Consider the following 26,799-nt stretch of genomic DNA (forward strand, 5'->3'; position numbering starts at 1 on the left):
AACAGCTCTACCTGCCAGCGGGAACGGTAGAGTTGAGCAATCGTCAGTGCTGGTAGCGTGAAATCATTGGTCAGAAATACCAGGATCTTGTCGTTTTTGGAGCCATAGAATTTCACCCGCCGCAGGTGAACAGGGTATGAAGTTTTACCGCCCCCTTGGTCTTGCGGAATTTGGCCCAGGGGAAGACGGACAGACACAAGTCGATTGTAGTGGAATCGAGGGCGTAAACCGTTTGCTGAAGATCGATACCGAATTCGTCGTTTTGGTATAGTCGTCTGGCAGTTTGAATCAGAGATTGTGCGAAATCGGCATAGATCCGCCAATCGCGTTTTTCGTTGGCATCGGCCAAAGTGCTCCTGGATACACTACTGCGAATGCCCATGTGGAAAAGCTTGGATTGTTGGGCGCGAAGGCAAACTTCGATGTCTCGCAGGCTGTTCCGGTAGGTGAGTTGGGCAAAGGCCATGCAAAGGTATTGGTCCAAACAAGAGAATCGTTTGATTTGCCGATTCCCGTGATATCGGTGAACGCAACTTCGAAAGGTGTGGAGGGGCATGTGATCCATCACCTGCGAGAAAACGGTTTTACCCTTGTTCATTGGTCACCCTCCATTGCCGGTTGGAAAGGGCAATAGGGTGACAAAATATCCGGTCCAGGTTCAAATCGATAACAGGTTAAAATCGCGAATTATCGTTAATTAACAGATTGTTAAGAAGAAGCAAAACTTATGTCCCGGACACTAGTGATGGATTACATAAAGCCGAAAAAGTTATTGGACAGTCAGAACGAGCACCTTCCTATCCAGATCATTTTATAGAAAAGCGTGACACAGAATAAATTATTGGACAGCTGGAACAATAAACACCCCACCCAGACCAATTTCTTTTATTATCCACAAAAACAAGCTATATTGCAGGTTACTCATTCAACAGTCAGAGGAGGAGCCATCATGAATCTCAGCGATCTTTTCCTGCTAAAAAACAATGGCCAAGCTAAACTGGCAAACCGGCCTGCCATGACCAAGGTATTGAAAAAAATCTTCAAAAAACAGCATGGAAAGCCAAAAAGCTGGACACCAGAGGTGCGTGACGCCTACAAAGACGCCAAGACCCAACTGGTCAATCCGAACCCCTACGTCATTCGGGCCATGCGATCCATTCTGAAGAAAAAAGACTAACTGGCAAAGTTCACATACAGGTGGGGAGATAGATGAGCGGTAGGGTGGGCACTGCTTTTGTGTCCACGACACTCTTTGGAAAAACAGAACGGACCAAACCTTCAAACACTTCTATGGCGTTGCCACTTGCAGCCTGGATGCGTGCCGTTGCACTTTGCCATCATTCCTGCGAAAGCGGGAGTGACGGCAAAAACGATACGTGTCTCCAATAAATTTCAAGCATGCCTTTTTCAGATGGGACGACGATATAAGGTCAACCTTCCCTACCCGCCACAGCCTGCCTCAACCGTTCATTTTTCCCATCTTCAAAACGAACCTCAGAACACACACTTTTCATTCAGAAAAACACCGTATTGAACATCTTCCTCTAAAATATGCTGAATCAACCAATCAGAAAAAAACGCTCTAAATTCTGCCACACTCAAAGCCTTTTCAGCCCTCAGATCTGCCCTGAATTGGTGCACCTTCTTTTCTAAAACGGCATGTTTTTCTTTGTGTGCCTCTGCTTCAGGATAACCATACTGCATCATAATCGACTCCTCCTCAGAGAAGTGATATTTGGTATAGTTCACCAAGGCTTCCAAAGCGCGTTCCATGGAGCCCATATCCAGATCAGAACGGATGATCTCCATGATGCTGTTAGCGATCTCCACCAATTTTTTGTGGTGAACATCCATCCGTGAGACCTGAACACTGAAGCTTTCCCGCCAAAGAAAAATTTCCGAATCTTTTCCTGAAAGAATGATTTTCGATGCCCGTCTCTGGTAGGACTCAAACAATTTCCAACGCACAATGGGAATATCCAGCAGCACCTCACCGGGAATCCGTAACACCTGTGTGGGTTCCAGCACTTCAATTCGAAATAGGCAGGGGGAGTCAAAAATGGCCGACTCCTCACCAAAATAATCCCGGTCTGAAAGAGTATCGATCACCTCGCTGCCGATGAGGCGTTGGAGCTTGCCGGATTTGATCACATTCAAGGCGTCCAGATCTTTGCAGCCGACACTCTCGCCGGGCTCAAATCGCTTCTCCTCGATAAAATCCAGAATACGATTCAGGATGGGATAGGAAACGCCCTCACCGAACAAAACGGTACTTTCCAGGAATGAGCGCACCTCCCAAGTCTGCTCAATCCTCGGCAGGAGACCGTTGCGCATGACAATTTCGATATAGAGATTGGCAGGAACGCGCAGCGCCCGCACAAAGCAGGCGGCCCGATAGGTTGATTCAGAGGGGACACCATGCAAACCACTCAACTCCCCGATCATGGCCCCAGCCGACAGTTGATTGAGAAAGTGGCTGCGGGTCCGAATACAATCCACCGCACCAGAAAGAACCAGCAATACGGTGGAGGAAGTCTCCCCCTCCTTCAGGATGATACTTCCGGGATTAAAATCAACGATGAAGCTGTTGAGGAGAATGCGTATCTGGGAGTCTGGAATATTGGGAAAATAAGATTCCAGAAATTGAAAAGCACTACGCCGGACCAGATCGGATTTACCGGAAATCAAAATATCGGTGATGCCGTAAGGGGCGTTGGAGCCGATCTCCATCTCCTCCGGGGAGAGTTGCAGGGCGGTATGGGAGAGTAAAATTTTATCGGAACGATCCTCCCTAAAATCCTTGGCCACACCGTGAATGAGACCACCGCCGATATCGATCTTTTTGATATCCACCGGTGTGAGATAGTCCGATTTGACTTTGTCGAACACCGTTTGAGATATGCCGGGTGCGGTGGTGGAATCAGTCACCATCCCTTCCAACACATCCAGGGAGACGATATCGGCAAAGTGCGCGTAGGTCTTATAGCCACCATCCCACAAGGTGCGGAAAATAAAGATACTGGTTTCCAATGGGTGGGGTGAAAAGAGCGGCTTGACCTCCAGGGCGTCGATATCGTTCCAGGTATCGAAATCCAGATCATACACATCAAAAAAGTCCAAAAACCGCTCTTCTTCCATGGAGAGCAGGGCGGCCAGCTTTTTTTCGATGGTGGCTCGGACCAGGGGCGTAGCAAAATATTTAATTTTATGGCCCGCCTGCATCAGGGTGGTGATACCGGCAAAGTGATCATCGTGGGCGTGGGTGTGAAAAATGCCTTCGATTTCGTTGAGCCCAATCCCCAGAGCCACCAGATTGCTGGCCAGGTTGGGTCCAGCATCGATCAAATAAATTTTCCCCTGAAACATCAAAACGCTGGACATGCTGGGCCGGTTAATATCCCAGCCATCCCCCTCACCGGAATGGATCACCCCGAAATATTCCCGCCGAATCCTGCGAAACCCCAGAGGATAGGCGGTTTCGTAACGTTCACCCGGTTTCAGATTGAGATCGACAGTCGCGGTGTGGCCTTGATATTCGAACTCAAAGATATTGCTGTCCAGGCGGCGTACGAAGAGACCGTTTTTAATCTCAACCCCTTTGTCTCCAACGATACGGGTATCCAGCAGATCGGTGGTTGGGCGAATTTTGCCAAAGGCGAAGCGCAGCTTGAGACGCATCATCTCATCCGCCACCTCCGGATCCACCCCGGTTTGGATGATCTCCTCCCTTGAAACCAGCCCATAATTGCCCCGATAGATATAGCGCATTTGGGCGTTGACCTGCTCTGACGCCCCAATCAACATCGGCTTTTCACCGGTATTGTTGGGATGGTTGGGCAAAATCATCCCCTGCTTATAGAGCATCTGCAAAACCGGAAATTCCGCCACGTTGGCAAAATCCCCATTTTGCAACATCACATCAGAGAGAAGAATGGCATTAGGACCGGTTTCGAAGGTGATGCCATCTTTTTGGGCGGAAGAGATAAGCCCTTGGCGAATCAAGTGTTTCACCACATCAGCCGGGCAGCCGCAAAGAATATTCAAACCAGCTTCCGGCACCTTCAGCCAAAACACACCCGCCGTCACCCGAATGGTGAGGAGACTCTGCATGGTTGTACGCAAGGCATCCCGGATCTGTTCCAGTTCACTGGTGCGCTCCCGGACCTGTTCTTCCAGAGCGCGACTTTGACTGGAGAGAGAGAGATGCATGCGCACCCTTGCCAGCAACACCGGGGGACTGATGGGTTTGGCGAGATAGTCCACCGCGCCCACTTTAAACCCCAAGGCTTCGTCCCACTCCGCCCCTTTGGCCGTGACAAAAATGACAGGAATATCCCGGGTATTGGGATTGGCCTTGAGCTTGCGGCATACCTCAAAACCATCCATCTCGGGCATGAGAATATCGAGTAGAATCAAATCGGGGGGGGGATTGGTGGCGGCGCGTTTGAGGGCCTGCTCACCATTTTTGGCAATGAGAGTGCGATAGCGCTCCCCCAGCAATCCCACCAGGATATCGATGTTGATTTTTTCATCATCGACGATGAGAATGCGTGCTTTGTCATCTTTCATGATCAGGTCATCCCCTGATTTTCCCATGTGCCCTGGCCTTATCACCCAAAGCTACGCCCAAAAGCTTGAGCCAGGTGCTAAAAATAGAGACATCGAAGACTCCTCCCCCTAACAAGCAGAGTCTACCCTCATCAATGTACGCCCCCAGAGGCTCTCCCTGAACCAGAAGATCCAATAAGGAGATTCAATGGCGCAAAACTCCAAATCAACCCATTAGAATCCTGTTCCATTCCAGGATCAGCAGAGAATATTTCCATAAAGGAATTGTACCGATCAGCGGTTGTGATTGCCAGTCCAGAGAGGATTTGTGGTGATGACAGGAATGAATAGGAGGGTGGAACCTGGGAAGGGAGCCCTGAAAATGGCTGTATCAGCAGGCAGAGCCAACCCGAGCCAGCAGGATCAAAATTCCCATTTGATCTGGCCAAAAACAGACCGTTCGATTTCCACTGTTTGAATCGAAAAATATTCGTCCGAAAATTCCATATTTTGGGAATCGAGAAGATTTTTACCGATAATGGAAAACTCCAGATCAGGCAGGGGTTTCCAGGACAGATGCAGATCCAGAGAGGAAAAAGCAGAGAGGTCAAGACCAGGAATCCGGTCGGTAAACCGATACCAAAGATCCAAGGAAACGTTGTGGGGTAGATCCATCCGTGAGCGCAGACTCAGCTGATTTTGGGCATACTGCTCATCGGCCACCACATCCAAGTCAGCTTCGGTAACAGAGTCGTCCAGATCCATACGCAGATAACCATAGCCACCGATAAGCCGCCACCAATCGTTCACTTCCCACTCCAAGGCCACCTCCAGGCCGTGGGTGTGACCGGAAGAGCCGTTGGAGATGATCGTCGGCACGTAGAGATAGGTTCCCGCCGCAATAGTGATCAAAGCGGTATCCCCATAATCGAGCCGAAAGAGGTCATCATAGTCGTTGTAAAAAAGATTGGCCTCCATAAACACCTTATCGGTGAGGCGCCCCCGATAGCCCATTTCATAGGCAATCATCTTTTCGGTATCAAAATTTCCGTCGTCACTGGCAATCTCCAGAACGGAAGGCACCGGCATGCTTGCTGACTGGACGATGGCCCGCAACACCCCATCTGTCTCGATGCTGGAGGGAGAGCGCAAAGCCCTGGAGACCGCACCCCACACCGTATGGTTCGAAGAGAGACGCCATAACAGCCGGGCACTGGGTTGGATATCCCAACCGGCATAGGGATTGTCTTCGATTTTGGAGCCCAGAGTTAAAAACAGCCGATCCGCCATCAGGGTGATCTCATCCTGGACAAACAGACTGGCAAAAAAGAGGTCGCTTTGGGTAAGGGACATAAATTGGGTTTCGTTGGGAGAGATGGTACTGTCAATCCAACGAAAGTTGAGTCCCCAGATGAGTTGGTGACTCTGAGCTATCTGAAAAGCGTGGTGTGCCTCCACATCCCAAGTTTCCACCGATTCGATAAACCAATAGGTGGAATCCCGTTCATAGTGGTCGTAATAACCCTGTAAAGTCAGGGTTCCACCATTCTCAAACTGTCGCATCCAACGCACCTGGAGATGGGCTCCATGGACATCTTCGGTATCATTCTCCCGGCTGGTGGTGAGCGTGGCTAATGAAGCTGCCAGCACATTGGTATGGTTGCGATTTTCAGAATATTCCCCCTGGATGGTCAGGGTATCTTCGGATGAACCGACAGTGCCATCCAGCCGAAAACCCACGCGACCATTTGCCCAATGATCCCAGCTATCCTCACTGGTACCAAAGGCAACACCGCTATCCTCCTCAAACCCATTTCCATGAAGCCGGTAGCTGAAATTTTCGCCGAGCATGCCGCCATAACGCAGAGCACCACTGGCCAGTCGCTCGGTTCCCATGCCCACCTTGAGCAAACCGCCCTGGGTCTGCTGAGCGGTTTTGGTGATGATATTGATCACCCCGTTCATGGCGTTGGAGCCCCAGATGGTCGCACCTGGACCCCGGATCACTTCAATGCGATCAATATCCTCAGGAATGATATCCTGGGCATCCCAGTAAACTCCGGAAAAAGTGGGATTATAGATGGAGCGCCCATCGATAAGCACCAGCAGCTTGCGGGAATAGCGCCCGTTAAACCCCCTGGCCGACACCCCCCATTTATTGGTGTCGATCTGGAAAACGTTGAGGCCTGGAACCATGCGCAACATTTCCGGCAGGGAAGAAGCTCCAGAGCGCAAAATATCTTCGGAGGAGATGACATAGACTGCAGAGGCCACATCCATCAGGCGTTGGGTTTTGAGAGAGGCGGAGGTGACCTCCAGATCGAGAATATCCTCCAAGGAAAGGTCGAGCAGTTCCCCCACTTCGGCATCTGCTTCAGGGGCACGGGTCAGATCACACCAACCATCAAAAGCCGTGAGTTGGACCACGAGAACGAGGAGCGCTGATATTGAAATCGGTACCAGGCTTTTATGGAATCGATGCTTCAAACCAAATATCTCCTCAAGGCGCTGATGCTCCGGAATGTTTCGAGATAGAGTCCCCATCATCCGCTGCATCATTTTCATACACGCGATCAGCCTGAATCAGTGTGCTGTCCCTAAATATAATAGTACACCATATTGGTTTCATGGATGCATTGAAATCAACGCTGGTCTCTTTTCAACAAAGATCGACCAGAAACAACCAATCAAGAACCGATGGGATCACGAAAAATGTGATGCCCCTACCCCGCAGAAAAGATGGCATATTTCCCTGCATCCTCTTTCACTAACCATCCAAACAACGAAGGTCTCAGCCTGTCTGGATTGGGCGCAAAGATAAAGTGAAAGTCGGAAAACAAAAATGGATCAGAGGAAAAAACCAACAGAAAAAGCCTGGAAAAAGAGCGTCGGCAAACAGCAGGAAAGCAGGCAGAAAAGCCGGAAGAGGAGACAAAAAAGGGCTGAATTCAGGAGAATCCAGCCCTTTTTTTTATTTTGGCTCCCCGGGACGGACTCGAACCATCGACAAGGTGGTTAACAGCCACCTGCTCTGCCAGCTGAGCTACCGGGGAATAGGAAGCCTTAGCGGAAAGTGCGTACACTATACGGTTTTTTTGTGCCCGGTCAAGGCGATTGTGCACCTTCAGACAAATTGGTAGAAAGAATTAGACGGCTCCCAATCGAACACCCAAATTTTTCAGCAGCACTGTCTTGATTAACGACCACTTCCACGGTTCCAAACCCACCCACCACAAGGCCTGCCTGCCCAGGCCCCAGTGCGGAAAATGTCTCCACAAGAGCACCACATGGGTTGCCATCTATCAGGCCGAAAACGTCCCCTTTTGGAAGTTGATCTCCTGACAACCCACTGACCAAATTGCCAAATCGATCCACCAACATCACTTCTGAGTGCCACTGGGCCCCCTGCTTAAACCCATATTGAGAATTGAGCAGAATGGGATCGGATATACTTTTTCCAAGATCTGAAAGGAGTTCACCCGACAACAAACGAACAGCAGCAGGTGCAAAAAGATCCCGACCATGAAAAGTAGTTGAAGAGATTCTGTCCTGTGGGAGATCCAAAGAGACGATCCGGGCGTCATTTTGCTGGATAAATGGGGTCATCAGACCATTATCCGGCCCGAGATAGAAGGCATCTCCCACTTGAACAGCCAAAGCCCGCCGATGGCTACCAACACCAGGGTCTACCACACAGATCCAGACAGCAGGATCGGGCATATGGTGGCGACAACGTTCGATAAACCAAGCACCACTCTTAACGGAAAAGGGGGGTAATTCGTGATAGAGATCCAAGCAAACGACACCAGGAAAATCCCGATGAAGCACACCCTTCATCTGTCCTACATAGGGATCGGAAGTTCCGAAGTCGGTCAGCAGGACGACCGGCGGCACTTTTCTCATGCCCTTAACCGCAGCACAGTTGGATCTATCTTTGGAAAGGAGGGGGGATACAGCCGGAAGCACGCCTGGCTTCCGGCTTTATTGTTTCTAAACAGTGATCAGGCAGCTGACTCTTCAGTACGTTCAACCAACTCAATTAAGGACATCTGAGCGCTGTCCCCTTGACGAAAACGGGTCTTGAGTACCCGGGTGTAACCACCGTTGCGTTCCCGATTGCGTTCGGCGATATCAGAAAACAGCTTGTAGACGATATCTTTGTCTTTCAGCACACGCAGGGCCATGCGCCGGGCATGAAGATCGCCCCTTTTGCCCAGGGTAATCGCCTTATCGGCGATCCGCTTGAGTTCTTTGGCCCTGGGAAGGGTGGTCTCAATCCGCTCATGGCGCAGAAGGCTGATAAGCATGTTGCTCATCATAGCCTTGCGGTGGGCAGCGTCCCGGCCGAATTTCCGTCCGCTTTTACGATGTCTCATGACGAGCCCCTATTAAAAGTTTTCCTCATCGAACTGCTTGGACAGTTCTTCGATGTTATCCGGTGGCCAGTTGTCCAACACCATGCCAAGGCTCAAGTCCATTTCGTCCAGAACTTCCTTGATCTCATTCAACGACTTACGTCCAAAGTTGGGCGTCTTGAGCATTTCAGACTCGGTTTTTTGAACCAAGTCCCCAATGTAGACGATATCGTCGTTTTTCAGGCAGTTGGCGGAACGGACCGAAAGTTCCAGTTCGTCCACTTTTCGGAAGAGGTTGGGATTCCACTTGGGTCCGGACTCCTCTTCCTGAGATTCCAGGATGGGTACATCCTCGAAATTGATAAATGGATTGAGCTGATTTTGCAATATTTTGGCTGCGAGTGCCAGAGCATCCTCAGGTGAGACCACACCATTGGTCTCAATGTCCATGATCAATTTATCGTGGTCGGTCTGCTGCCCGACTCGGGCGTTTTCGACCTTGTAGGCTACTTTTTTGACTGGGTTGAAACTACAGTCTACGGGAATGGTCCCGATAGCGACCGTTTCATCCAGGCTTTGGGTAGCTCTGACGTACCCTTTTCCACTCACCACGGTCATGGTGATATCCAGCTTGCCACTCTTGTTCAGGGTAGCAATATGATGATCAGGGTTGAGGATTTCCACATCGTGCCCAACCGTGATTTGACCTGCGGTTACCGGTCCTTCCCCTTCAGCGATGAGCTGAATGGTAGCTGGACCCGTTTTGCTTTTAAGAATGGCCAGCTCCTTAAGGTTCAGGATGATGTCGGTGACATCTTCCAACACCCCAGGCACACTCGAAAATTCGTGAAGAACCCCTTCGATTTTGACCGTAGAGACGGCTGCACCCTGTAGAGAGGAGAGCAGGACGCGTCTCAGGGCGTTACCCAAAGTGATTCCCATACCCCGTTCCAGAGGTTCCGCGACAAGGTTAGCCTTGCGCTGCAAATCCCCCGTCCCGGCCAGCTCGATTTTGCGAGGTTTGATCAGTTCAATCCAGTTTCTATACATCCATCACCCCTCAACCAGCGCCCTAAGGTTCCGGTTACTTGGAATAGAGCTCGACGACGAGGTTTTCGTTGAAGTCGACCGGTAGGTCACTTCTGTCCGGATAGGAATGGAATACACCGGCCATTTTTTCGGCGTCCATTTCAACCCAGGTGGGAAGACCTCTCTGCAGTGCACTGTCAAGAGCACCTTTGATACGCAGCTGCTCCCGAGCCTTGGTGGCGACAGCAATTTTGTCACCAGGCTTGACCAGAAAAGAGGGAATATTAACCGATCGTTCATTGACCATGATCTGCTTGTGGCTGACGACTTGACGGGCCTCCGTACGTGAGGCGGCAAGCCCCAGACGAAAAACCACGTTATCTAGACGTCTTTCCAGGAGAACCAGTAGATTTTCACCGGTGACCCCACGCATCCGTGCCGCTTTTTTAAAGTAGTTGCGGAACTGACGCTCAAGCAGACCATAGGTCCGTTTGATCTTCTGTTTTTCCCGAAGGTGAACACCGTAGTCGGAAATCTTACGGCGTCTTTGACCGTGCTCTCCGGGAATATAGCTGCGCCGTTCAATGGCGCACTTATCCGAATAGCACTTTTCCCCTTTCAGGTACATTTTTGTTGCTTCACGCCGACATATTCGGCACTTGGATGAAAGGTAACGAGCCATTTTCCTGAAGGTCTCCCAATCTGCCCAGTATCAAACCCGACGGCGTTTCGGCGGCCGGCAGCCATTGTGTGGGATGGGCGTGACATCCTGCACAAAGCCAATGTTGAATCCGATGCCCGCCAACGCCCGTAAGGCTGATTCTCTGCCAGAGCCTGGCCCCTTGAGTCGAACATCCAGGTTTTTCATGCCGTGTTCTTGAGCCTTGCGACCGGCTGTTTCAGCGGCAATCTGGGCGGCAAATGGCGTTGATTTCCGGGACCCTTTAAATCCTTGAGCGCCAGCCGATCCCCAGGAGATAACGTTCCCTGACGGATCGGTAATGGTGATAAGGGTATTATTGAAGGTCGACCGGATGTGCGCAATGCCGCTGGCGATGTTCTTGCGCTCTTTCTTTTTCCTAAGTGACTTCTGGGCCTTCGCCATCTTACCTCCGGTAATTCATCTATTTTTACTTTTTACCACTGATTACAGCACGCCTGGGACCTTTGCGGGTCCGGGCGTTGGTATGGGTTCTCTGCCCACGAGTGGGAAGTCCACGACGGTGCCGTAGCCCCCTGTAGGTACCGAGATCCATCAGGCGTTTGGTGTCCATAGCCACCTGCCGACGGAGATCCCCTTCCACGGTAAAATCGTTGTCAATAATGGATCGAATTTTGGCTACATCCGCTTCTGTCAGATCGACACCACGTGAGTTCGGAGCAATCTCTGCAGTTTGGAGAATTGTCCGCGCTGCGTGACGACCGATACCATAGATATAGGTCAGACCAATTTCAATCCGTTTGTTGATGGGGATGTTCACCCCTGCTATTCGGGCCAAGATACAGTCTCCCGGAGTTCAAGCGCGTTAAAAACGTCAACCTTGCCGTTGCTTGTGTTTTGGGTTTTTGTGGCAAACAACCCGTAAAACACCTTTGCGTTTGATGATTTTACAATCCTTGCAGATTACCTTGACTGATGCGCGGACTTTCATCTTTTTTTCCTCCACTTAACGAAGGCTGCGGTTTTTTCCTGGGCCTTCGTGTTTGATACCGTCTTTTGAAAAAGTTGGTATCAAACCTTCTCACCACCCTACATAAGCAGTGGCATCAAACCCGTTTATCGTCGACCTCTGATTCGGGTTTTTTTCATGAGCCCTTCATATTGGCGGCTGATGAGAAAGGATTGAATCTGGGCGGCGGTATCCATGGTGACACCCACAACGATGAGCATTGAGGTACCACCAAAATAGAACGGTACATTATAGTTGGCAATCAGGATCTCAGGCAAGAGACACACTGCAGCCACATAAGCAGCCCCGATAAAGGTGAGCCGCGTCAGAATCGTGTCGAGATGTTCAGCGGTCTTTTTGCCAGGACGAATCCCAGGCACAAACCCACCGTATTTTCTTAGGTTATCTGCGGTCTCCTCCGGATTGAAAACAATCGCGGTATAGAAAAAACAGAAGAAAATAATCGCCAGGGCGTAAACCACCATATATGGAATATGACCTGGTGAAAGATAGGATGCTGCCGTCTTGAAGGCGTCCCATGGTGCAAAGTTTGCCAAGGTCACCGGAAACAAGATGATGGAGCTGGCAAAAATGGGTGGAATCACCCCTGCCGTATTCACTTTCAGTGGCAGGTGGGTATTTTCTCCTCCAACCATACGCCGACCACTCACTTGCCTTTTGGCATACTGGATGGTGATACGTCTCTGGGCCCGTTCCATGAAAATAATGAAGCTGGTTACAGCCACAGCCATCACCAGCAGGAACAGGACGAACAGTGGTTGCAGGTCACCGGTTCTTGCCAGTTGCAGCGTGTTGGCCAGGGCGATCGGCAGGTTGGCGACGATACCAGCAAAGATGATCAGTGAGATACCGTTACCAATGCCCCTTGCCGTGATCTGCTCACCCACCCACATGATGAAAGCTGTACCCGCTGTGAGGGTAATGACCGTCATCAGTCGAAAGGACCAGCCTGGGGTAACCACAACGTTCAGCCCACCCGCGACCATGGATTCCAACCCGTAAGAAATCCCAAAGCCTTGAAATATGGACAATACAACCGTTCCATATCGAGTATACTGATTGATTTTGCGTCGACCGGACTCGCCTTCCTTCTTGAGAGTCTCCAGTTTAGGCACCACCGCCGTCATCAATTGTAAAATGATGGAGGCAGAGATATAGGGCATGATGCCCAACGCAAAAACGGTGAGACGGGATAGCGCCCCACCAGAAAACATATTAAACATTCCCAACAAAGTGCCCTGTTGCTGGGCAAAGAAGGCAGCCAGCGCATTGGGATCAATGCCAGGAGTCGGTACGTGTGCCCCGATCCGGTAGACAATCAACATTCCCAGAGTAAACAGGAGTCGATTTCTGAGTTCCGGAATCTTGCCCATGTTGGCAAGTCCGGCCAGCGGGGACTGGGGTTCGGTAACTGCCATCAATCAGCAGGCCCGGAGGCCTTTTCCTCAGTCAAAGCCAGCACACCACCAGCAGCTTCCAGCTTGGCTTGCGCCGACTTGGAGGCTTTGGAGACCTTGAGTTTCAGTGGTTTGGTCATCTCACCATCACCTAGCAGCTTAACAGGTGTTTGCAAATCTTTGACTAAACCTTTATCTAGAAGCTCCTGAGTACCCACTTCGGTATCGGCATCGAAAAGGTCTAGGTCTTTGATCTTGATGAGAGCAAAGTTGGTTTTAAAGTTGTTGGTAAAACCCCGTTTGGGCAGTCGACGTTGCAAGGGCATCTGTCCACCCTCGAAACCAACCATGCCCAGTCGGCCAGAGCGTGATTTTTGGCCTTTGTGACCACGACCAGCAGTTTTACCGAGACCGCTTCCCATTCCTCTACCCTTCCTTTTGGAATTGGTAGAGTTGGTTGCAGGTAATTGATTGAGCTTCATATCGAAAGTCTTTCCCGTAGAAGATCTTAATCGACCACCTGGACCAGATGGACCACCTTGTTGATCATTCCCCGTACTTCCGGGGTGTCCACCAATTCCCGAACTTGATTAAGCCGGGTCAGTCCGAGCCCGTCCACGACTTTGCGGTGTTTACCGGGCCTGCCGATGGTGGAACGGATGAGTTGTACTTTGATTTTCTTAGCCATGACAACCCTTTAGTATGCCAGTACCTGATCCGCCGGTAGACCTCGCCGTGCGGCAATGTCTTCGGGTGAGCGAATTAATTCGAGGGCTTTGAAGGTTGCCTTAACCAGGTTGTGGGGGTTGGAGGTTCCGGTTGACTTAGCCAGAACATCTCGAATACCCACTGCTTCAAAGATGGGGCGCATGGCACCACCTGCAATGATTCCAGTACCTTCAGCAGCCGGTCTCAATACGACACCACCTGCACCATATTTAGCGACGATTTGGTGATGCAGGGTCCGTCCATCTTTAATGGATACGGAGCGCATGTTTTTCTTGGCCTGTTCAGTCGCTTTGCGGATCGATTCCGGTACTTCCTTGGCTTTGCCAAGGCCGTAACCTACCTGACCCTTGCCATCTCCTACCACAACGATGGCTGAAAAGTTAAAGCGGCTACCACCTTTGACCACTTTGGCGGTACGTTTAATCACGACAAGCTTTTCGATCAGCTCTTCACTCGGCCAGCTGTCGCCTCTTTCCTGGTTCCTGCCGGGGCGTGGCTTAGACATCGCGTCTCCAAACTCTCTTTTTCATACCAAGACGGACGGAGCCGTCAGAATTCCAGTCCGCCTTCACGCGCTGCATCGGCCAGGACTTTGATTCGTCCATGGTAGATATAGCCACCACGATCGAAGACCACTTGATTTATGTTGGCTTTTTTGGCCTTTTCCGCAATGGCCTTACCAACTTTGCCGGCAGCTTCACGATTGCTGCCGTTTTTGAGCCCTTCCCGGATCTCCTTATCTATCGTGGAGGCGGCAACCAAGGTACGACCAGCTTGATCATCAATAATCTGGGCGTAGATATGGTTCAGGCTTCTATATACGGAGAGACGTGGACGGTCTCCGGCGACTTGCCGGATTTTGTGACGAATTCGTCTGCCTCGGGTGCGTCTTGATTGGTGCCGAGCGTTTGCCATTAGATGACCCTTTCCTTACTTCTTCTTGCCTTCCTTGCGCAGAACATATTCACCGGCATAACGAATCCCTTTACCCTTGTAAGGCTCCGGACTTCTCATATCCCGAATTTCTGCGCAGGTCTGACCAATGGTCTCTCGATCTGCTCCGGAAACAGTGACGGTGTTGTTTTTGTCAACTTGGGCCGACACCCCTTCGGGCAGCTTGTACTCAATATGGTGCGAGTAACCAAGGGTCAGCTTCAGTGTCTGGCCGCTAACGGCAGCACGATAACCAACACCCAGGATTTCCAGTTGTTTACTGAAACCCTCGGAAACACCTACCACCATATTGTTCAATAAGGACCGGGAAAGTCCCCAAAGAGCACGCGTTTTACGGTCCTTGGCCCGAGGTGCAACGGTTATTGTGTCACCGTCCTTTTTCACCTCAATCTGGGGATGCATATTTCTGCTCAGAGTCCCCAGTTTTCCCTTAACCGTGACCGATTGGTTGTCGATTTTGATATCGACGCCCTGGGGCACGGGTATGGCTTTTCTTCCTATTCTGGACATCGATTTGTCACCTTACAGGTCAGAATACGGCGCACAAAAGCTCTCCACCCACTCCAAGCTTTTTGGCTTCTCGATTGGAGATAACGCCATGGCTTGTGGAGAGGATGGAAATGCCCAGACCATTGTAGATCGATGGAATATCGTTAACCCCCACATAGACCCGCATACCGGGGCGTGAGCGGCGTTCAATTTTTTCGATCACCGGTTTGTTCTTGTGGTATTTAAGGGTAATTTGCAAAAAATTGCCACCCTCTTCACGCTCTACCACCTTCTGTGCCTCGACGTAGCCTTCATCAACGAGAATCTCGCCAATTCGTGCTTTGATTTTCGAAGCGGGTATTTCCACGACCTCCTTGCGAACCGCATGAGCATTACGTATGCGGGTCAACATGTCGCTTATCGGATCGGTCATTCCCATCAGCTACACTCCAAACGGGTACGGTATTTCCTGGATGTTGAGGTGAATCCAGCCCTACCAGGATGCTTTGATAATCCCAGGTACTTCACCGCGTAATGCCAGGTTGCGCAGGCAAATCCGGCAAAGGGAAAATTTTCTCAGATAACCCCGAGGCCGAGAGCAGCGCTGACAACGATTATAGCTGCGAACGGCAAACTTGGGCTTTCTCTTACATTTGGCAATCAAGGATTTCTTGGCCATTACCGATCTTCCCCACAAACAGTCTTAGTTCTTGAAAGGCATGCTAAAACCTTTGAGCAGGGCACGTGCCTCGTCATCGGTTTTGGCTGACGTCGTAATCACGATGTCCATGCCCCGGACTTTATCCACCTTGTCGTAGTCGATTTCCGGAAAGATGATCTGTTCCTTAAGCCCCAGCGCATAATTTCCACGACCATCGAAGGCTTTTTTGGAAACGCCTCGAAAGTCACGTACACGCGGTAGAGCGGTGTTGATCAGTCGATCCAGAAACTCATACATCCGGTCCCCTCTCAGGGTCACACGACATCCGACGGCTTGGCCTTGACGCAGTTTGAATCCAGCGATGGATTTCCGCGCTCTGGTGATAACGGCCTTCTGCCCGGAGATGGCAATCATATCTTTGAGTGCCCCCTCCAGCAGATTTTTGTCGACGATAGCCTGTCCCACCCCCATGTTGATGACAATCTTCTCCAGGCGGGGGATCTGCATGATGTTCCGATAGCTGAACTTTTCTTTGAGCTCCGGAACAACCTTCTCCTTGTAAAACGCTTTCAACCTTGCCATCTCAGGGTCCTTTGGTTCGTTTGGCGCTTATTCGGACAGGGTCTATTTGTCCAGGTCTTCCCCAGAGGCGCGCGCCACCCTGACTTTACGGCCATCCTTTAGGAATTTTTTTCCGATTCGGGTGCCTTTACCACTGGTCGGATCATGCAGCATGACATTGGAGATGTGGATGGGGGCTTCTTTTTCAACGATTCCCCCTTCCTGCTCCCGCGCCTGTTTGGTATGGCGCTTGATCATGTTGACTTTTTCAACCAGCACGGCGTTCTTTTTGGGGAGTATCTGCAAAATCCCCCCGCGCTTACCCTTGTCCTTCCCCGCAATGACGACCACTTGGTCCCCTTTACGAAGATTGGTATGGAAACTGTTTGACATTTGCCGCACCTAGAGTACTTCCGGGGCCAAAGAGACGATTTTCATATAATTACGACCACGGAGTTCCCGGGGAACCGGACCGAAGATACGGGTGCCGATGGGTTCGCCGGCGTTGTTGATCAAAACCGCAGCGTTGCTGTCAAAACGGATGTAACTACCATCCTCCCGAGTAACTTCTTTTCGGGTTCTCACAACAACAGCTTTGGCGATTTCGCCTTTTTTGACTTTACCTCTGGGGATGGCTGACTTCACCGCAACGGTGATGACATCACCCACTCGGGCATAGCGACGCTTGGAGCCACCAAGGACTTTGAGGCACTGAACCTTTTTTGCCCCGGAGTTGTCGGCCGCATCCAGTATGGTTTGTACCTGAATCATGGCCCTTCCTTTTCCAGAACCCGCCAGCGCTTGTCACGACTCAGGGGTTGGCACTCTTCGATCCGTACCACATCCCCAGCTTTAAAAACGTTTTCTGAGTCGTGAGCTTTGTATTTTTTTGACCTACGCGTGATCTTTCCGTAAAGCGGATGGCGTACCCGCCGCTCTACTTTGACCACGATGGTCTTGTCCATTTTGTCGCTTACAACGACACCCTGCATTACCCTTTTGGCCATTGGTCAGCTCTCCTGTTTATCCGCAGTTCGTTCGCCGAGAACTGTCATGACCCTGGCCACATTACGGCGTACCTGACGAATCCGGGCAGTGTTGTCCAGCTGAGCCGTAGCATGCTGGAATCGCAGGTTGAATGATTCTTGATGAAGCTCCTTGAGCTTATCCTGCAAGGCTGCCTCAGAAAGGGTTCTCAATTCACTGCTATTCATCATCTGACCTCTTAACGCTCAACGAATCGGGTCGCGACGGGCAGCTTGGCACCAGCCAGACGCATAGCATCTATTGCCAGCTCTCTGGGAACCCCTTCCATCTCGAAAAGAATCCGACCGGGTTTGACCCTGGCGATCCAGAATTCCGGATTACCTTTACCTTTACCCTGACGCACCTCAGCGGGTTTGCTGGTAACAGGCACATCTGGAAATACGCGGATCCAAACTCGACCACCACGTTTGATGTGTCTGGTCATGGCCCGACGAGCAGCTTCAAGTTGCCTGGCGGAAAGTCGACCCGCCTTCATGGCCTTGAGCCCGAAGTTGCCGAAATTGAGTTCAGCGCCGCGCGTTGCCAGACCGTGAACACGGCCTTTGTGCGCCTTTCTGAACTTGGTTTTTTTGGGTTGCAGCAGCATTGCTAGAAACCTTAGGAGCTTCAGGTGTTGTCTTTATCGATGATTTCGCCTTTGAAGACCCAGACCTTAACCCCGATGATTCCGTAGGTGGTCATGGCCGCAGCAAAACCATATTCAATGTCGGCACGCAGCGTATGCAGCGGAACACGACCTTCCCGGTACCATTCACGGCGGGCAATTTCCCCACCGCCCAGGCGTCCAGAGCAGTTGATTCGTATTCCCTGGGCACCCAGTCGCATGGCCGAAGTAACCGCTCTTTTCATGGCCCGTCTGAAAGCCACCCGTCGGTTCAACTGCTGGGCGACATTTTCGGCGATGAGCTGGGCTTCCGCTTCGGGTTTACGAACCTCGACGATATTGATCTGTACGTCGGTACTCGCAACCTTCTGGAGGTCCTGCTTCAACTTTTCAATATCGGCGCCCTTCTTGCCAATGATGATACCAGGCCTGGCCGAATGAATGTTGATGCGGGCTTTTTTGGCTGGCCTTTCAATCACCACCTTGGAGACGCTGGCGTGAGACAGGCGATTTTTCAGCCATTCCCGCAGCCGGACATCTTCAAGGAGCAAGGAGGCGTACGCTTTGTCTGCATACCACCTTGTATCCCAGGTTTTGGTGTTACCTAGCCGAAATCCCGTTGGATGAACCTTTTGCCCCATGAAATCGAACTCGCTTCTATAAGTATGAACTCTTCCCCGTCGCCTCTTGCGGCGGGAAGCGCCGGTACCCTACTCCTCCTGGGACCGAACCGCCAGGGTGATGTGAGACATCCGCTTTAAAATTCGGCTTGCCCGGCCTCTTGCTCTGGGCATAAACCGCTTGGCGGTAATCCCTTCATCAACGAAGGCTTTCGATACGATCAGGGTATCCACATCCAAGCCTAGATTGTTCTCGGCATTGGCGATGGCGGACTTTAACGTTTCCTGTACCTGTCGCGCCACCTTTTTTCTGGAAAATTCCAGGGTCTGCAGAGCTTTCTCCACATTCATGCCACGAATTTGGTTGATAACCAATCGAGCTTTCTGGGGAGATACCCTGACATTCATTACTTTTGCGACTGCTTCGCTTGACATCGATGTTCCCCAAAATTAACGGCGAGCCGTTTCAAAAGTCGATCCAAATCCTAACGGCGTACCGCTTTTTTGCCGCCAGCATGACCATGGTGGATCCGGGTAGGTGCAAATTCCCCCAGTTTGTGACCGACCATGTTTTCCGTCACCAGGACCGGAATAAACTTCCTGCCGTTGTGAACACCGAAGGTGTAGCCGACAAACTCCGGAATGATCGTTGAGCGCCTGGACCAGGTCTTGATCAGCTCTTTACGGCTATCGGACTGCAGCTTTTCTACCTTCTGAAGAAGGTATTCGTCGTAGAATGGACCTTTTTTGATGGACCGTGCCACTTAACTCACCCTTTTCCTGCGGTTGTTGGCTGATGGATCAGCGACGACGCATGATCAAGCGATCCGACGTCTTATTCTTCTTGCGTGTCTTCTTACCCTTGGTGGGAACGCCCCAAGGTGTGACGGGATGCCGTCCACCTGAAGCCTTACCTTCACCACCACCGTGGGGATGATCCACCGGGTTCATGGCAACGCCGCGTACCGAAGGCCGACGACCACGCCAACGTGCCCGTCCAGCCTTGCCTTCTTTGGTATTGCCATGATCGGGGTTGGAAACCAGCCCTACGGTGGCCATGCAGTCAAGCAGGACCATTCGCATTTCACCAGAGGGCATCTTCAGCTGGGCATATTTACCTTCTTTACCCATCAGCTGTACATAGCTTCCTGCGGATCGAGCCAGTTGCCCACCCTTTCCGGGTCTCAATTCAATATTGTGCGCGACCGTACCCATAGGCATGATGCGCAGAGGCATGGCGTTGCCGGGTTTGACATCTACCCCCCCAGCAGTCCGACCTGCAAACACCTGATCCCCTACCTGTAACCGTTGGGGAGCCAGAATGTACCTCTTTTCACCGTCCGCGTAAACCAACAAGGCGATAAAAGCAGTACGATTGGGATCATACTCGATTCGGGAGACCCGTGCCGTGATATCCACCTTGTTGCGGTGGAAGTCAATGATCCGATAACGCCGCTTGTGACCACCACCAATGTGACGGGAAGTCATGCGTCCTTTGTTGTTGCGTCCTCCGGTTTTATGCAGTGGGGCAAGCAGGGTGCTCTCTGGCTCCCCCTTGTGAAGGGCTGCATAATCCACCGACACCTGAGTACGTTTGCCGTTGGAGGTCGGTTTGTAAGTTTTTAACGCCATGGATCAACTCCACATTCAGCCGTTTGCCAAAATCCGCTCATCAGGCGTTGGCATGAAAATCGATGGATTGGCCTTCCTGAAGACGGACCACGGCCTTTTTCCAATCATTGCGCCGCCCCATCAGACGTCCAAACCTTTTGTTCTTGCCTTTGACGTTGACGGTCTGAATAGAGACCACGTTGACGTCGAAAAATTTTTCTATTGCTGCCTTGATCTGTGGCTTATTAGCCCAGGTGGCCACTTCAAAAACGACCTGATTGCCCTTTTCCAGACAGAGAGTCGCTTTTTCAGTTACCCTGGGGGCGCGAAGTACCTTGAAAAGAGTTGTTTGGTCACTCATGACAGCCTCCCTTCAAGTTTTTGCAACGCGGCCTCAGTGAGAACCAATTTTTCGTGCTTGAGAAGGTCATAGGTGTTGACCCCCTCTTCTCGAAGAACAGTGACGCCTGGCAGGTTACGGGCAGAAAGCTGGACGTTTCGATCTTCTTCGGCAATCACCACCAGAGCGGAGCCATTGACTCCCAGGCTGGCAAGAATTCCCTTCATGGCCTTGGTCTTGATATCGGTCAGACCGAAGTCCTCAATCAGCACCATCTCCTCAGCCGCCCGTTTGGCGGAAAGTGCGGTCAAGAGAGCCAGTCGTCTTAGTTTTTTGGTCAGCTTGAAACCAAAATCACGGGGCTGGGGCCCAAAGACCACTCCACCAGTACGATACTGAGGTGCACTTACGGTTCCCTGACGGGCGTTACCAGTCCCTTTTTGGCGATAGGGCTTCTTGCCGCCACCGCGAATTTCTGAACGGCCCTTGGATGAGGCGGTACCCGAGCGCCGTTTGGCCAACTGGTAGTTGACCATGGCTGCAAGAATATCGCCTCGAACCCGTCGGCCAAAGACCGACTCGCTCAGCTGGACGGTCCTGAGCTCCTGGTTACTGGCATCTTTTAACGAAAGTTCCATCTTTTCTTAGCCTTAAATATTAGGAGCCGCCTTTTTTGATGGCGTTCCGAATCAAAACCAGGCTGCCCTTGGATCCAGGGATTCCACCCTTCACCATCAACAGGTTTTTCTCTACATCCACACCGGCAATTTGCAGATTTTGCACGGTTACCGTGATGTCTCCCATGTGGCCAGCCATCTTTTTATTCTTGAATACCCGGCCTGGATATTGGCATTGACCGATGGATCCAGGAGCCCGATGGGTTTTGTGCGCGCCGTGGGAGGCACGTCCGCCTTTGAAGCCCCAGCGTTTGACCACACCGGCGAAACCTTTTCCGATGGAGCGACCGGTTACGTCTACAAATCGGTCTACCTCAAAGCGATCCACTTTGAGAAGATCGCCAATTTGGTACTGCTCCGGGTCGTCCACCCGAAATTCCCTGAGGAATTGCGTCGGCGCCACTTTGGCATTGGCAAATTGTCCCTTGACCGGCTTGCTGATCCGGGAAGGCTTTTGCTCAAGGAAACCAAGCTGAACTGCATCATAACCATCCCGATCAAGGGTTTTTTTGGCTACGACCGGACAGGGGCCGACCTGTAGAACTGTCACAGGTAGACGACGTCCATCTTCAGCAAACATTTGTGTCATGCCGATTTTTCGGCCAATCAGTCCAGCAGCCATAATGCCGGAACCCTTTCTGTCAAAGACTAAAGCTTGATCTCAACATTCACCCCGGCAGCCAAGTCCAACTTCATCAAGGCATCTACCGTTTGTGGGGTAGGGTTGAGGATATCAATCAGTCGCTTATGGGTGCGCATTTCGAACTGCTCCCGGGACTTTTTGTCCACGTGGGGCGAGCGCAACACCGTGTATCGGCTGATCTGGGTGGGCAGCGGTATCGGCCCACGGATATTGGCACCTGTCCGCCGGGCGGTCTGTACGATCTCACCCGTTGACTGGTCGAGTATCCGATGATCGTACGCTTTCAACCGAATACGTATTTTTTCGTTGTTCATCCCTTATCACCCAATCCTGTTTCAGCCTCATTTCTTCACGGGGTCATGCTGGATGGTTTTTTTCCGCGAAGCCTCCGGCACATGCCGGACCATCACACCGCCATCCCCCCGATTCGTATTACTCGACAACCTTCGATACCACTCCAGCGCCCACCGTACGGCCACCTTCGCGGATCGCAAATCGCAGCCCCTGCTCCATGGCGATCGGGGCAATCAGCTCCACCACCATGGATACGTTATCGCCGGGCATCACCATCTCAACCCCTTCAGGCAGATGCAAAATACCCGTGACGTCCGTGGTGCGAAAATAAAACTGAGGCCGGTAGTTGCTGAAGAAAGGTGTATGACGCCCACCCTCCTCCTTGGTCAACACATAGCATTCCGCTTCAAACTTGGTGTGGGGCTTGATCGAGCCGGGCTTGGCCAAAACCTGACCACGCTCCACATCCTCGCGCTTCACACCGCGCAGCAGGGCACCGATGTTGTCACCAGCTCGGCCCTCGTCCAAAAGCTTGCGGAACATCTCCACACCCGTACAGGTGGTGGTCGTGGTCGCCTTCATGCCGACAATCTCGATGGACTCACCCACCTTGACGATGCCCCGCTCCACCCTTCCCGTCACCACCGTACCACGACCGGAAATCGTGAAAACATCTTCAATGGGCATCAGAAAGGGGCCATCCAGGGGACGGTCCGGCTCAGGAATATATTCGTCCACCGCAGCCATCAGCCGGGTGATCGAATCCTCAGCCATCTCCCCGCCCTTGCCTTCCAGGGCATGGAGAGCAGATCCAATGATCACCGGAATGTCGTCGCCGGGAAAGTCGTACTGGCTCAAAAGCTCACGCACTTCCAGCTCAACCAGCTCCAGAAGCTCGGGATCGTCAACCTGATCGGCCTTGTTCATATAGACCACCAGAGCAGGCACACCCACCTGGCGGGCCAACAAAATGTGCTCCCGGGTCTGGGGCATCGGGCCGTCCGCTGCAGACACAACCAGAATTCCGCCATCCATCTGGGCCGCACCCGTGATCATGTTCTTGATATAGTCCGCATGCCCCGGGCAGTCCACATGGGCATAGTGGCGGGAGTCGGTCTCATATTCAACATGGGCCGTCGCAATCGTGATACCGCGCTCACGCTCTTCAGGGGCTGCGTCGATCTGGTCGTAGGCCATAAACTCGGCCCCGCCCTTCGCCGCCAGTGTCTTGGTAATCGCCGCCGTCAGCGTCGTTTTGCCGTGGTCAACATGGCCAATCGTCCCAATGTTGACATGGGGTTTGGTGCGTTCAAATTTCGCCTTGGACATCTTTCTATTCCCCTCAACCTTTTACTGTCGCCACAATCTCATCAGCGATACTGGTTGGCACTTCCGCATAGTGGTCAAATTGCATGGTGAAGGTACCTCGCCCCTGGGTCTGAGAGCGTAGATCCGTCGCATATCCAAACATGCTGGCCAGCGGTACCATTGCTTTGACGAGTTGCACCTGATTGCCGGAGGCGGATTCCATCCCCTGAATCTGACCTCGACGGGAGTTCAGGTTGCCGATGATATCCCCCATATACTCTTCCGGCATTTCCACTTCAACGGCCATAATCGGCTCAAGCAAAACAGGTCTTGCCTTGGCACACCCTTCCTTGGTAGCCATGGAACCGGCAATCTTGAAGGCCATTTCAGAGGAATCCACCTCATGATATGAGCCGTCGTAGAGAGTGACCGTCAAGTCCACCATGGGATAGCCCGCTTTGACACCACTGGTCAGGGCTTCTTCTACCCCCTTGCCTACAGCCGGAATATACTCCCTGGGAACCACACCGCCCTTGATCTGATCGATAAACTCAAACCCTGAGCCGGGCTCACCTGGTGTAATGCGCAACCAGACGTGTCCAAACTGACCCCGTCCACCGGTTTGACGGATGAAACGATGTTCTATCTCCGTCTCTCTGGTAATGGTCTCCCGGTAGGCCACCTGAGGCTTACCGATGTTGGCGTCCACTTTAAATTCCCGGAGCATCCGATCCACCAAAATTTCAAGGTGGAGTTCGCCCATTCCGGAAATGATGGTCTGATTGGTTTCCTGGTCCACCGCCACTTTGAAAGAGGGATCCTCCTGGGCCAGACGACCGAGGGCTACACCCATTTTTTCTTGATCAGCCTTGGTCTTTGGCTCAATGGCGATCGAGATCACTGGATCGGGGAAAACCATACGCTCCAGAATGATCGGGTTCTTTATGTCACACAGGGTGTCGCCGGTAGTGGTGTATTTCAGTCCAACTGCAGCTGCGATGTCCCCGGCACGAACCTCTTTGACATCTTCTCGTTTGTTGGCGTGCATCAGCATAAGGCGACCGATGCGTTCTTTCTTCTGTTTGACCGCGTTGAAGATGTACCCACCCGTCTCAAGCACTCCAGAGTAGACCCGGAAGAAGGTCAGGGTTCCCACGAAGGGGTCGGTCATGATCTTGAAGGCCAAAGCAGCCAGAGGTTCCGAGTCTGCGGTTTCCCGAGTGCGGACTTCCTGGCTGTCGGGATCCTCCCCTTCTATGGCCGGTGTGTCAAGTGGCGAAGGAAAGTATTCGACAACAGAGTCGAGAAGAGGCTGGATCCCTTTGTTTTTAAAGGCTGAGCCGCACATCACAGGAACGAAGGCGCTATTGATCACGCCAAGACGAATACAGCTGTGCAGTTCCTCTTCGGAGATTTCTTCCCCATCGAGGTATTTTTCCATCAATTCGTCATTCTGCTCCAAGGCGGTCTCTAGCAGGGTGTTACGTGCTTCTTCCACCTCATCGACCATATCCTCAGGGGGATCCGTGATATCAAATTTGGCCCCCATGGATTCGTCGTCAAAAAGCCACGCCTTACGGGTGACCAGGTCCACCATACCGCGATATTTGTCTTCTTTGCCAACCGGTAACTGGAGCGGAATCGCAGAAGCTCCCAACCGGTCTTTGATCATGGAGACCACCCGGTAGAAGTCAGCTCCCATGCGGTCCATCTTGTTGACAAAGGCAATTCGTGGCACACCGTAGCGATCGGCTTGACGCCAGACCGTTTCCGATTGAGGCTGCACACCGCCGACAGCACAGAACACCGCGACCGATCCATCCAAAACCCTCAGGGAGCGTTCCACCTCAATGGTGAAGTCCACATGCCCGGGAGTATCGATGATGTTGATCCGGTGGTTGTTCCAAAAACAGGTGGTAGCTGCAGAAGTGATGGTAATTCCGCGCTCCTGTTCTTGGGCCATCCAGTCCATGGTGGCGGCCCCATCATGGACCTCACCGATTTTATGGGACCTGCCGGTATAGAAGAGAACTCGCTCCGTAACCGTGGTCTTGCCCGCGTCGATATGGGCCATGATGCCAATATTGCGCACCTGGGCCAGTGGTATTTCCCTTGCCACTTACTTCCCCTGTCAAAGATCGTCTGCTTGTTCTGAAATGCCTGCGAAACTTTCCGCCTTACCAACGATAATGGGCGAAGACCTTGTTGGCCTCGGCCATACGGTGGGTATCATCCCGTTTTTTGACGGTGTTACCCCGACGGGCGGCGGCATCCATCAGCTCACCCGCCAATCGCTCCCGCATGGTTTTTTCAGGCCGTGCCCGGGCAAACCCAACCAGCCAGCGTATGGCCAGTGTTTGGCGTCGACTGGGTCGAACATCAACAGGAACCTGGTAGGTTGCACCACCCACCCGCCTGGAGCGCACTTCAACCGCTGGCCGGACGTTGTCGACTGCGTCGCGAAACACCTGGAGAGGATCGTTCTTGGTTTTTTCCTCGATCAGATCCAAAGCGCCGTAGAAGATTCTTTCGGCAAGAGCTTTTTTGCCGTCCTGCATGATGCAGTTCATAAATTTGGTGACCAGCTTGTCTCCATAGGTGGGGTCTGGGTTGACCTCACGTTTGGCAACTTCACGACGCCTGGACATAAAACCGACTCCTTACACTTCGCCATCTAAAAGCCAACCCGCCGGATTCGAGGGTTGGGTACGCTTGAGATTAAGACTACCTGGGACGCTTTGCACCGTATTTGGAACGCCCTTGCTTACGGTCCTTGACTCCCTGGGTATCCAGGGTGCCCCGGATGATGTGGTAGCGAACACCAGGAAGATCCTTCACACGACCACCGCGAATCAAAACAACGGCATGCTCCTGGAGGTTGTGGCTCTCTCCGGGAATGTAGACCGTTACTTCGTGGCCGTTGGTTAGACGAACGCGAGCAACCTTGCGAAGGGCCGAGTTCGGCTTCTTCGGAGTAGTCGTATAGACCCGGGTACAAACCCCGCGCTTCTGGGGACAACTTTCCATCGCCGGAACGTTGGTCTTTTTTACCTGGGCTTTCCGCCCGAGGCGGACCAACTGGTTAACGGTCGGCATGTTTTCTCTCCAAACCTTGCACTCGTAAATCCCCGAATCGGGTAAACACGCTATTGTAGGCCTCAATTCGGGAATGTCAATTTTCTTTCTTCAGAACTTGGAACAATTCTCCGAAAAAGACATTTTTCCTCGGAAAATCAATCAA

36 protein-coding genes, 1 tRNA gene and 2 pseudogenes are annotated in these 26,799 nt (G+C 51.9%); 1 reads left to right on the plus strand and 38 read right to left on the minus strand.

Annotation, left to right across the window (positions count from 1 at the left end; translation table 11 throughout):
- Positions 1–598: pseudogene (locus HQL52_07140) on the minus strand (DUF4372 domain-containing protein).
- Positions 599–841: 243 nt separating this feature from the next.
- Between HQL52_07140 and HQL52_07145 the strand changes: the two are divergent.
- Positions 842–1,177, plus strand: a complete 336-nt coding sequence (locus HQL52_07145; protein ID MBF0369217.1) for a hypothetical protein — start codon at positions 842–844, stop codon at positions 1,175–1,177.
- Between the two features lie 317 nt (positions 1,178–1,494).
- Here HQL52_07145 and HQL52_07150 read toward each other — a convergent pair whose 3' ends face one another.
- The 37 genes and pseudogenes from HQL52_07150 to HQL52_07330 form a co-directional block, all read right to left on the minus strand.
- A complete protein-coding gene (locus HQL52_07150) occupies positions 1,495–4,110 on the minus strand; it encodes a bacteriohemerythrin (GenBank protein ID MBF0369218.1) in 2,616 nt (871 codons plus the stop codon).
- Between the two features lie 30 nt (positions 4,111–4,140).
- A pseudogene (locus HQL52_07155) lies at positions 4,141–4,569 on the minus strand (response regulator).
- A gap of 402 nt (positions 4,570–4,971) precedes the next feature.
- Positions 4,972–7,113: a TonB-dependent receptor gene (locus tag HQL52_07160; protein ID MBF0369219.1), complete on the minus strand. Its 2,142-nt coding sequence runs from the start codon at positions 7,111–7,113 to the stop codon at positions 4,972–4,974.
- Positions 7,114–7,525: 412 nt separating this feature from the next.
- Positions 7,526–7,601, minus strand: a tRNA-Asn gene (locus HQL52_07165).
- Positions 7,602–7,653: 52 nt separating this feature from the next.
- Complete coding sequence (locus tag HQL52_07170) at positions 7,654–8,451, minus strand: SAM-dependent chlorinase/fluorinase (GenBank protein ID MBF0369220.1); 798 nt, start codon at positions 8,449–8,451, stop codon at positions 7,654–7,656.
- A gap of 98 nt (positions 8,452–8,549) precedes the next feature.
- A complete protein-coding gene (gene rplQ / locus HQL52_07175; GenBank protein ID MBF0369221.1) occupies positions 8,550–8,924 on the minus strand; it encodes a 50S ribosomal protein L17 in 375 nt (124 codons plus the stop codon).
- A gap of 12 nt (positions 8,925–8,936) precedes the next feature.
- Positions 8,937–9,953 (minus strand): DNA-directed RNA polymerase subunit alpha, encoded by a 1,017-nt coding sequence (locus tag HQL52_07180; GenBank protein ID MBF0369222.1) that lies wholly within the window; start codon positions 9,951–9,953, stop codon positions 8,937–8,939.
- A 34-nt stretch (positions 9,954–9,987) separates the two neighbouring features.
- Entirely contained in the window at positions 9,988–10,614 is a 627-nt protein-coding gene (gene rpsD, locus HQL52_07185; protein MBF0369223.1) for a 30S ribosomal protein S4, read from the minus strand.
- Between the two features lie 30 nt (positions 10,615–10,644).
- A complete protein-coding gene (rpsK, locus tag HQL52_07190; GenBank protein ID MBF0369224.1) occupies positions 10,645–11,037 on the minus strand; it encodes a 30S ribosomal protein S11 in 393 nt (130 codons plus the stop codon).
- Positions 11,038–11,062: 25 nt separating this feature from the next.
- Positions 11,063–11,431 (minus strand): 30S ribosomal protein S13, encoded by a 369-nt coding sequence (gene rpsM / locus HQL52_07195; protein MBF0369225.1) that lies wholly within the window; start codon positions 11,429–11,431, stop codon positions 11,063–11,065.
- 36 nt (positions 11,432–11,467) lie between these two features.
- The gene (gene rpmJ / locus HQL52_07200) at positions 11,468–11,584 is read right to left on the minus strand and encodes a 50S ribosomal protein L36 (GenBank protein MBF0369226.1); all 117 of its coding nucleotides are present in this window, start codon (positions 11,582–11,584) and stop codon (positions 11,468–11,470) included.
- A gap of 125 nt (positions 11,585–11,709) precedes the next feature.
- Entirely contained in the window at positions 11,710–13,041 is a 1,332-nt protein-coding gene (secY, locus tag HQL52_07205; GenBank protein ID MBF0369227.1) for a preprotein translocase subunit SecY, read from the minus strand.
- Positions 13,041–13,502, minus strand: a complete 462-nt coding sequence (rplO, locus tag HQL52_07210) for a 50S ribosomal protein L15 (protein MBF0369228.1) — start codon at positions 13,500–13,502, stop codon at positions 13,041–13,043. The genes secY and rplO overlap by 1 nt, the downstream gene beginning before the upstream one ends.
- Positions 13,503–13,528: 26 nt before the next feature.
- Positions 13,529–13,708, minus strand: coding sequence for a 50S ribosomal protein L30 (gene rpmD, locus HQL52_07215; GenBank protein ID MBF0369229.1), 180 nt, complete (start codon positions 13,706–13,708; stop codon positions 13,529–13,531).
- 9 nt (positions 13,709–13,717) lie between these two features.
- A complete protein-coding gene (rpsE, locus tag HQL52_07220; GenBank protein ID MBF0369230.1) occupies positions 13,718–14,254 on the minus strand; it encodes a 30S ribosomal protein S5 in 537 nt (178 codons plus the stop codon).
- 44 nt (positions 14,255–14,298) lie between these two features.
- On the minus strand, positions 14,299–14,664 hold the full coding sequence (locus HQL52_07225; GenBank protein MBF0369231.1) for a 50S ribosomal protein L18: 366 nt from the start codon (positions 14,662–14,664) through the stop codon (positions 14,299–14,301).
- A gap of 15 nt (positions 14,665–14,679) precedes the next feature.
- Positions 14,680–15,213, minus strand: coding sequence for a 50S ribosomal protein L6 (rplF, locus tag HQL52_07230; protein ID MBF0369232.1), 534 nt, complete (start codon positions 15,211–15,213; stop codon positions 14,680–14,682).
- A gap of 19 nt (positions 15,214–15,232) precedes the next feature.
- Complete coding sequence (gene rpsH / locus HQL52_07235; GenBank protein MBF0369233.1) at positions 15,233–15,631, minus strand: 30S ribosomal protein S8; 399 nt, start codon at positions 15,629–15,631, stop codon at positions 15,233–15,235.
- Positions 15,632–15,685: 54 nt separating this feature from the next.
- Positions 15,686–15,871, minus strand: coding sequence for a type Z 30S ribosomal protein S14 (locus HQL52_07240; protein MBF0369234.1), 186 nt, complete (start codon positions 15,869–15,871; stop codon positions 15,686–15,688).
- A gap of 24 nt (positions 15,872–15,895) precedes the next feature.
- Positions 15,896–16,435: a 50S ribosomal protein L5 gene (gene rplE / locus HQL52_07245; GenBank protein MBF0369235.1), complete on the minus strand. Its 540-nt coding sequence runs from the start codon at positions 16,433–16,435 to the stop codon at positions 15,896–15,898.
- Between the two features lie 42 nt (positions 16,436–16,477).
- Positions 16,478–16,807 (minus strand): 50S ribosomal protein L24, encoded by a 330-nt coding sequence (gene rplX / locus HQL52_07250; GenBank protein MBF0369236.1) that lies wholly within the window; start codon positions 16,805–16,807, stop codon positions 16,478–16,480.
- Between the two features lie 9 nt (positions 16,808–16,816).
- Positions 16,817–17,185, minus strand: a complete 369-nt coding sequence (gene rplN, locus HQL52_07255; GenBank protein MBF0369237.1) for a 50S ribosomal protein L14 — start codon at positions 17,183–17,185, stop codon at positions 16,817–16,819.
- Positions 17,182–17,421 (minus strand): 30S ribosomal protein S17, encoded by a 240-nt coding sequence (gene rpsQ, locus HQL52_07260; GenBank protein MBF0369238.1) that lies wholly within the window; start codon positions 17,419–17,421, stop codon positions 17,182–17,184. The genes rplN and rpsQ overlap by 4 nt, the downstream gene beginning before the upstream one ends.
- Positions 17,422–17,424: 3 nt before the next feature.
- Positions 17,425–17,628 carry a 50S ribosomal protein L29 gene (gene rpmC / locus HQL52_07265; protein ID MBF0369239.1) on the minus strand — a complete coding sequence of 68 codons (204 nt, stop codon included), beginning with the start codon at positions 17,626–17,628 and terminating at the stop codon, positions 17,425–17,427.
- Positions 17,629–17,639: 11 nt separating this feature from the next.
- A complete protein-coding gene (gene rplP, locus HQL52_07270) occupies positions 17,640–18,044 on the minus strand; it encodes a 50S ribosomal protein L16 (GenBank protein MBF0369240.1) in 405 nt (134 codons plus the stop codon).
- Positions 18,045–18,067: 23 nt separating this feature from the next.
- The gene (rpsC, locus tag HQL52_07275; GenBank protein ID MBF0369241.1) at positions 18,068–18,706 is read right to left on the minus strand and encodes a 30S ribosomal protein S3; all 639 of its coding nucleotides are present in this window, start codon (positions 18,704–18,706) and stop codon (positions 18,068–18,070) included.
- 69 nt (positions 18,707–18,775) lie between these two features.
- Positions 18,776–19,120 (minus strand): 50S ribosomal protein L22, encoded by a 345-nt coding sequence (rplV, locus tag HQL52_07280; protein ID MBF0369242.1) that lies wholly within the window; start codon positions 19,118–19,120, stop codon positions 18,776–18,778.
- 50 nt (positions 19,121–19,170) lie between these two features.
- The gene (gene rpsS / locus HQL52_07285) at positions 19,171–19,449 is read right to left on the minus strand and encodes a 30S ribosomal protein S19 (GenBank protein ID MBF0369243.1); all 279 of its coding nucleotides are present in this window, start codon (positions 19,447–19,449) and stop codon (positions 19,171–19,173) included.
- Positions 19,450–19,486: 37 nt separating this feature from the next.
- Positions 19,487–20,317, minus strand: coding sequence for a 50S ribosomal protein L2 (gene rplB / locus HQL52_07290; GenBank protein ID MBF0369244.1), 831 nt, complete (start codon positions 20,315–20,317; stop codon positions 19,487–19,489).
- A 40-nt stretch (positions 20,318–20,357) separates the two neighbouring features.
- Positions 20,358–20,657, minus strand: a complete 300-nt coding sequence (gene rplW / locus HQL52_07295) for a 50S ribosomal protein L23 (GenBank protein MBF0369245.1) — start codon at positions 20,655–20,657, stop codon at positions 20,358–20,360.
- Positions 20,654–21,274, minus strand: a complete 621-nt coding sequence (rplD, locus tag HQL52_07300; GenBank protein MBF0369246.1) for a 50S ribosomal protein L4 — start codon at positions 21,272–21,274, stop codon at positions 20,654–20,656. The genes rplW and rplD overlap by 4 nt, the downstream gene beginning before the upstream one ends.
- A 19-nt stretch (positions 21,275–21,293) precedes the next feature.
- A complete protein-coding gene (gene rplC, locus HQL52_07305; protein ID MBF0369247.1) occupies positions 21,294–21,935 on the minus strand; it encodes a 50S ribosomal protein L3 in 642 nt (213 codons plus the stop codon).
- A 26-nt stretch (positions 21,936–21,961) separates the two neighbouring features.
- Positions 21,962–22,270, minus strand: coding sequence for a 30S ribosomal protein S10 (rpsJ, locus tag HQL52_07310; protein MBF0369248.1), 309 nt, complete (start codon positions 22,268–22,270; stop codon positions 21,962–21,964).
- 118 nt (positions 22,271–22,388) lie between these two features.
- Complete coding sequence (gene tuf / locus HQL52_07315; GenBank protein MBF0369249.1) at positions 22,389–23,579, minus strand: elongation factor Tu; 1,191 nt, start codon at positions 23,577–23,579, stop codon at positions 22,389–22,391.
- Between the two features lie 13 nt (positions 23,580–23,592).
- Positions 23,593–25,677 (minus strand): elongation factor G, encoded by a 2,085-nt coding sequence (gene fusA, locus HQL52_07320; protein ID MBF0369250.1) that lies wholly within the window; start codon positions 25,675–25,677, stop codon positions 23,593–23,595.
- Between the two features lie 58 nt (positions 25,678–25,735).
- Positions 25,736–26,206: a 30S ribosomal protein S7 gene (gene rpsG, locus HQL52_07325; protein MBF0369251.1), complete on the minus strand. Its 471-nt coding sequence runs from the start codon at positions 26,204–26,206 to the stop codon at positions 25,736–25,738.
- 76 nt (positions 26,207–26,282) lie between these two features.
- Entirely contained in the window at positions 26,283–26,654 is a 372-nt protein-coding gene (locus tag HQL52_07330) for a 30S ribosomal protein S12 (protein ID MBF0369252.1), read from the minus strand.
- Positions 26,655–26,799 lie beyond the last annotated feature (145 nt).

The organism is Magnetococcales bacterium (genome assembly GCA_015232395.1).
In the GTDB taxonomy this organism is placed as follows: Bacteria; Pseudomonadota; Magnetococcia; order Magnetococcales; family JADFZT01; genus JADFZT01.

What these genes read in the sequence shown, in the direction of transcription:
- HQL52_07150 (MBF0369218.1), bottom strand. Translation starts at nt 4,110, where the DNA reads ATGCAGAGTCTCCTCACCATTCGGGTGACGGCGGGTGTGTTTTGGCTG.
- HQL52_07160 (MBF0369219.1), bottom strand. Translation starts at nt 7,113, where the DNA reads ATGAAAATGATGCAGCGGATGATGGGGACTCTATCTCGAAACATTCCG.
- HQL52_07170 (MBF0369220.1), bottom strand. Translation starts at nt 8,451, where the DNA reads ATGAGAAAAGTGCCGCCGGTCGTCCTGCTGACCGACTTCGGAACTTCC.
- rplQ (MBF0369221.1), bottom strand. Translation starts at nt 8,924, where the DNA reads ATGAGACATCGTAAAAGCGGACGGAAATTCGGCCGGGACGCTGCCCAC.
- HQL52_07180 (MBF0369222.1), bottom strand. Translation starts at nt 9,953, where the DNA reads ATGTATAGAAACTGGATTGAACTGATCAAACCTCGCAAAATCGAGCTG.
- rpsD (MBF0369223.1), bottom strand. Translation starts at nt 10,614, where the DNA reads ATGGCTCGTTACCTTTCATCCAAGTGCCGAATATGTCGGCGTGAAGCA.
- rpsK (MBF0369224.1), bottom strand. Translation starts at nt 11,037, where the DNA reads ATGGCGAAGGCCCAGAAGTCACTTAGGAAAAAGAAAGAGCGCAAGAAC.
- rpmJ (MBF0369226.1), bottom strand. Translation starts at nt 11,584, where the DNA reads ATGAAAGTCCGCGCATCAGTCAAGGTAATCTGCAAGGATTGTAAAATC.
- secY (MBF0369227.1), bottom strand. Translation starts at nt 13,041, where the DNA reads ATGGCAGTTACCGAACCCCAGTCCCCGCTGGCCGGACTTGCCAACATG.
- rplO (MBF0369228.1), bottom strand. Translation starts at nt 13,502, where the DNA reads ATGAAGCTCAATCAATTACCTGCAACCAACTCTACCAATTCCAAAAGG.
- rpmD (MBF0369229.1), bottom strand. Translation starts at nt 13,708, where the DNA reads ATGGCTAAGAAAATCAAAGTACAACTCATCCGTTCCACCATCGGCAGG.
- rpsE (MBF0369230.1), bottom strand. Translation starts at nt 14,254, where the DNA reads ATGTCTAAGCCACGCCCCGGCAGGAACCAGGAAAGAGGCGACAGCTGG.
- HQL52_07225 (MBF0369231.1), bottom strand. Translation starts at nt 14,664, where the DNA reads ATGGCAAACGCTCGGCACCAATCAAGACGCACCCGAGGCAGACGAATT.
- rplF (MBF0369232.1), bottom strand. Translation starts at nt 15,213, where the DNA reads ATGTCCAGAATAGGAAGAAAAGCCATACCCGTGCCCCAGGGCGTCGAT.
- rpsH (MBF0369233.1), bottom strand. Translation starts at nt 15,631, where the DNA reads ATGGGAATGACCGATCCGATAAGCGACATGTTGACCCGCATACGTAAT.
- HQL52_07240 (MBF0369234.1), bottom strand. Translation starts at nt 15,871, where the DNA reads ATGGCCAAGAAATCCTTGATTGCCAAATGTAAGAGAAAGCCCAAGTTT.
- rplE (MBF0369235.1), bottom strand. Translation starts at nt 16,435, where the DNA reads ATGGCAAGGTTGAAAGCGTTTTACAAGGAGAAGGTTGTTCCGGAGCTC.
- rplX (MBF0369236.1), bottom strand. Translation starts at nt 16,807, where the DNA reads ATGTCAAACAGTTTCCATACCAATCTTCGTAAAGGGGACCAAGTGGTC.
- rplN (MBF0369237.1), bottom strand. Translation starts at nt 17,185, where the DNA reads ATGATTCAGGTACAAACCATACTGGATGCGGCCGACAACTCCGGGGCA.
- rpsQ (MBF0369238.1), bottom strand. Translation starts at nt 17,421, where the DNA reads ATGGCCAAAAGGGTAATGCAGGGTGTCGTTGTAAGCGACAAAATGGAC.
- rpmC (MBF0369239.1), bottom strand. Translation starts at nt 17,628, where the DNA reads ATGAATAGCAGTGAATTGAGAACCCTTTCTGAGGCAGCCTTGCAGGAT.
- rpsC (MBF0369241.1), bottom strand. Translation starts at nt 18,706, where the DNA reads ATGGGGCAAAAGGTTCATCCAACGGGATTTCGGCTAGGTAACACCAAA.
- rplV (MBF0369242.1), bottom strand. Translation starts at nt 19,120, where the DNA reads ATGTCAAGCGAAGCAGTCGCAAAAGTAATGAATGTCAGGGTATCTCCC.
- rplB (MBF0369244.1), bottom strand. Translation starts at nt 20,317, where the DNA reads ATGGCGTTAAAAACTTACAAACCGACCTCCAACGGCAAACGTACTCAG.
- rplW (MBF0369245.1), bottom strand. Translation starts at nt 20,657, where the DNA reads ATGAGTGACCAAACAACTCTTTTCAAGGTACTTCGCGCCCCCAGGGTA.
- rplD (MBF0369246.1), bottom strand. Translation starts at nt 21,274, where the DNA reads ATGGAACTTTCGTTAAAAGATGCCAGTAACCAGGAGCTCAGGACCGTC.
- rplC (MBF0369247.1), bottom strand. Translation starts at nt 21,935, where the DNA reads ATGGCTGCTGGACTGATTGGCCGAAAAATCGGCATGACACAAATGTTT.
- rpsJ (MBF0369248.1), bottom strand. Translation starts at nt 22,270, where the DNA reads ATGAACAACGAAAAAATACGTATTCGGTTGAAAGCGTACGATCATCGG.
- tuf (MBF0369249.1), bottom strand. Translation starts at nt 23,579, where the DNA reads ATGTCCAAGGCGAAATTTGAACGCACCAAACCCCATGTCAACATTGGG.
- rpsG (MBF0369251.1), bottom strand. Translation starts at nt 26,206, where the DNA reads ATGTCCAGGCGTCGTGAAGTTGCCAAACGTGAGGTCAACCCAGACCCC.
- HQL52_07330 (MBF0369252.1), bottom strand. Translation starts at nt 26,654, where the DNA reads ATGCCGACCGTTAACCAGTTGGTCCGCCTCGGGCGGAAAGCCCAGGTA.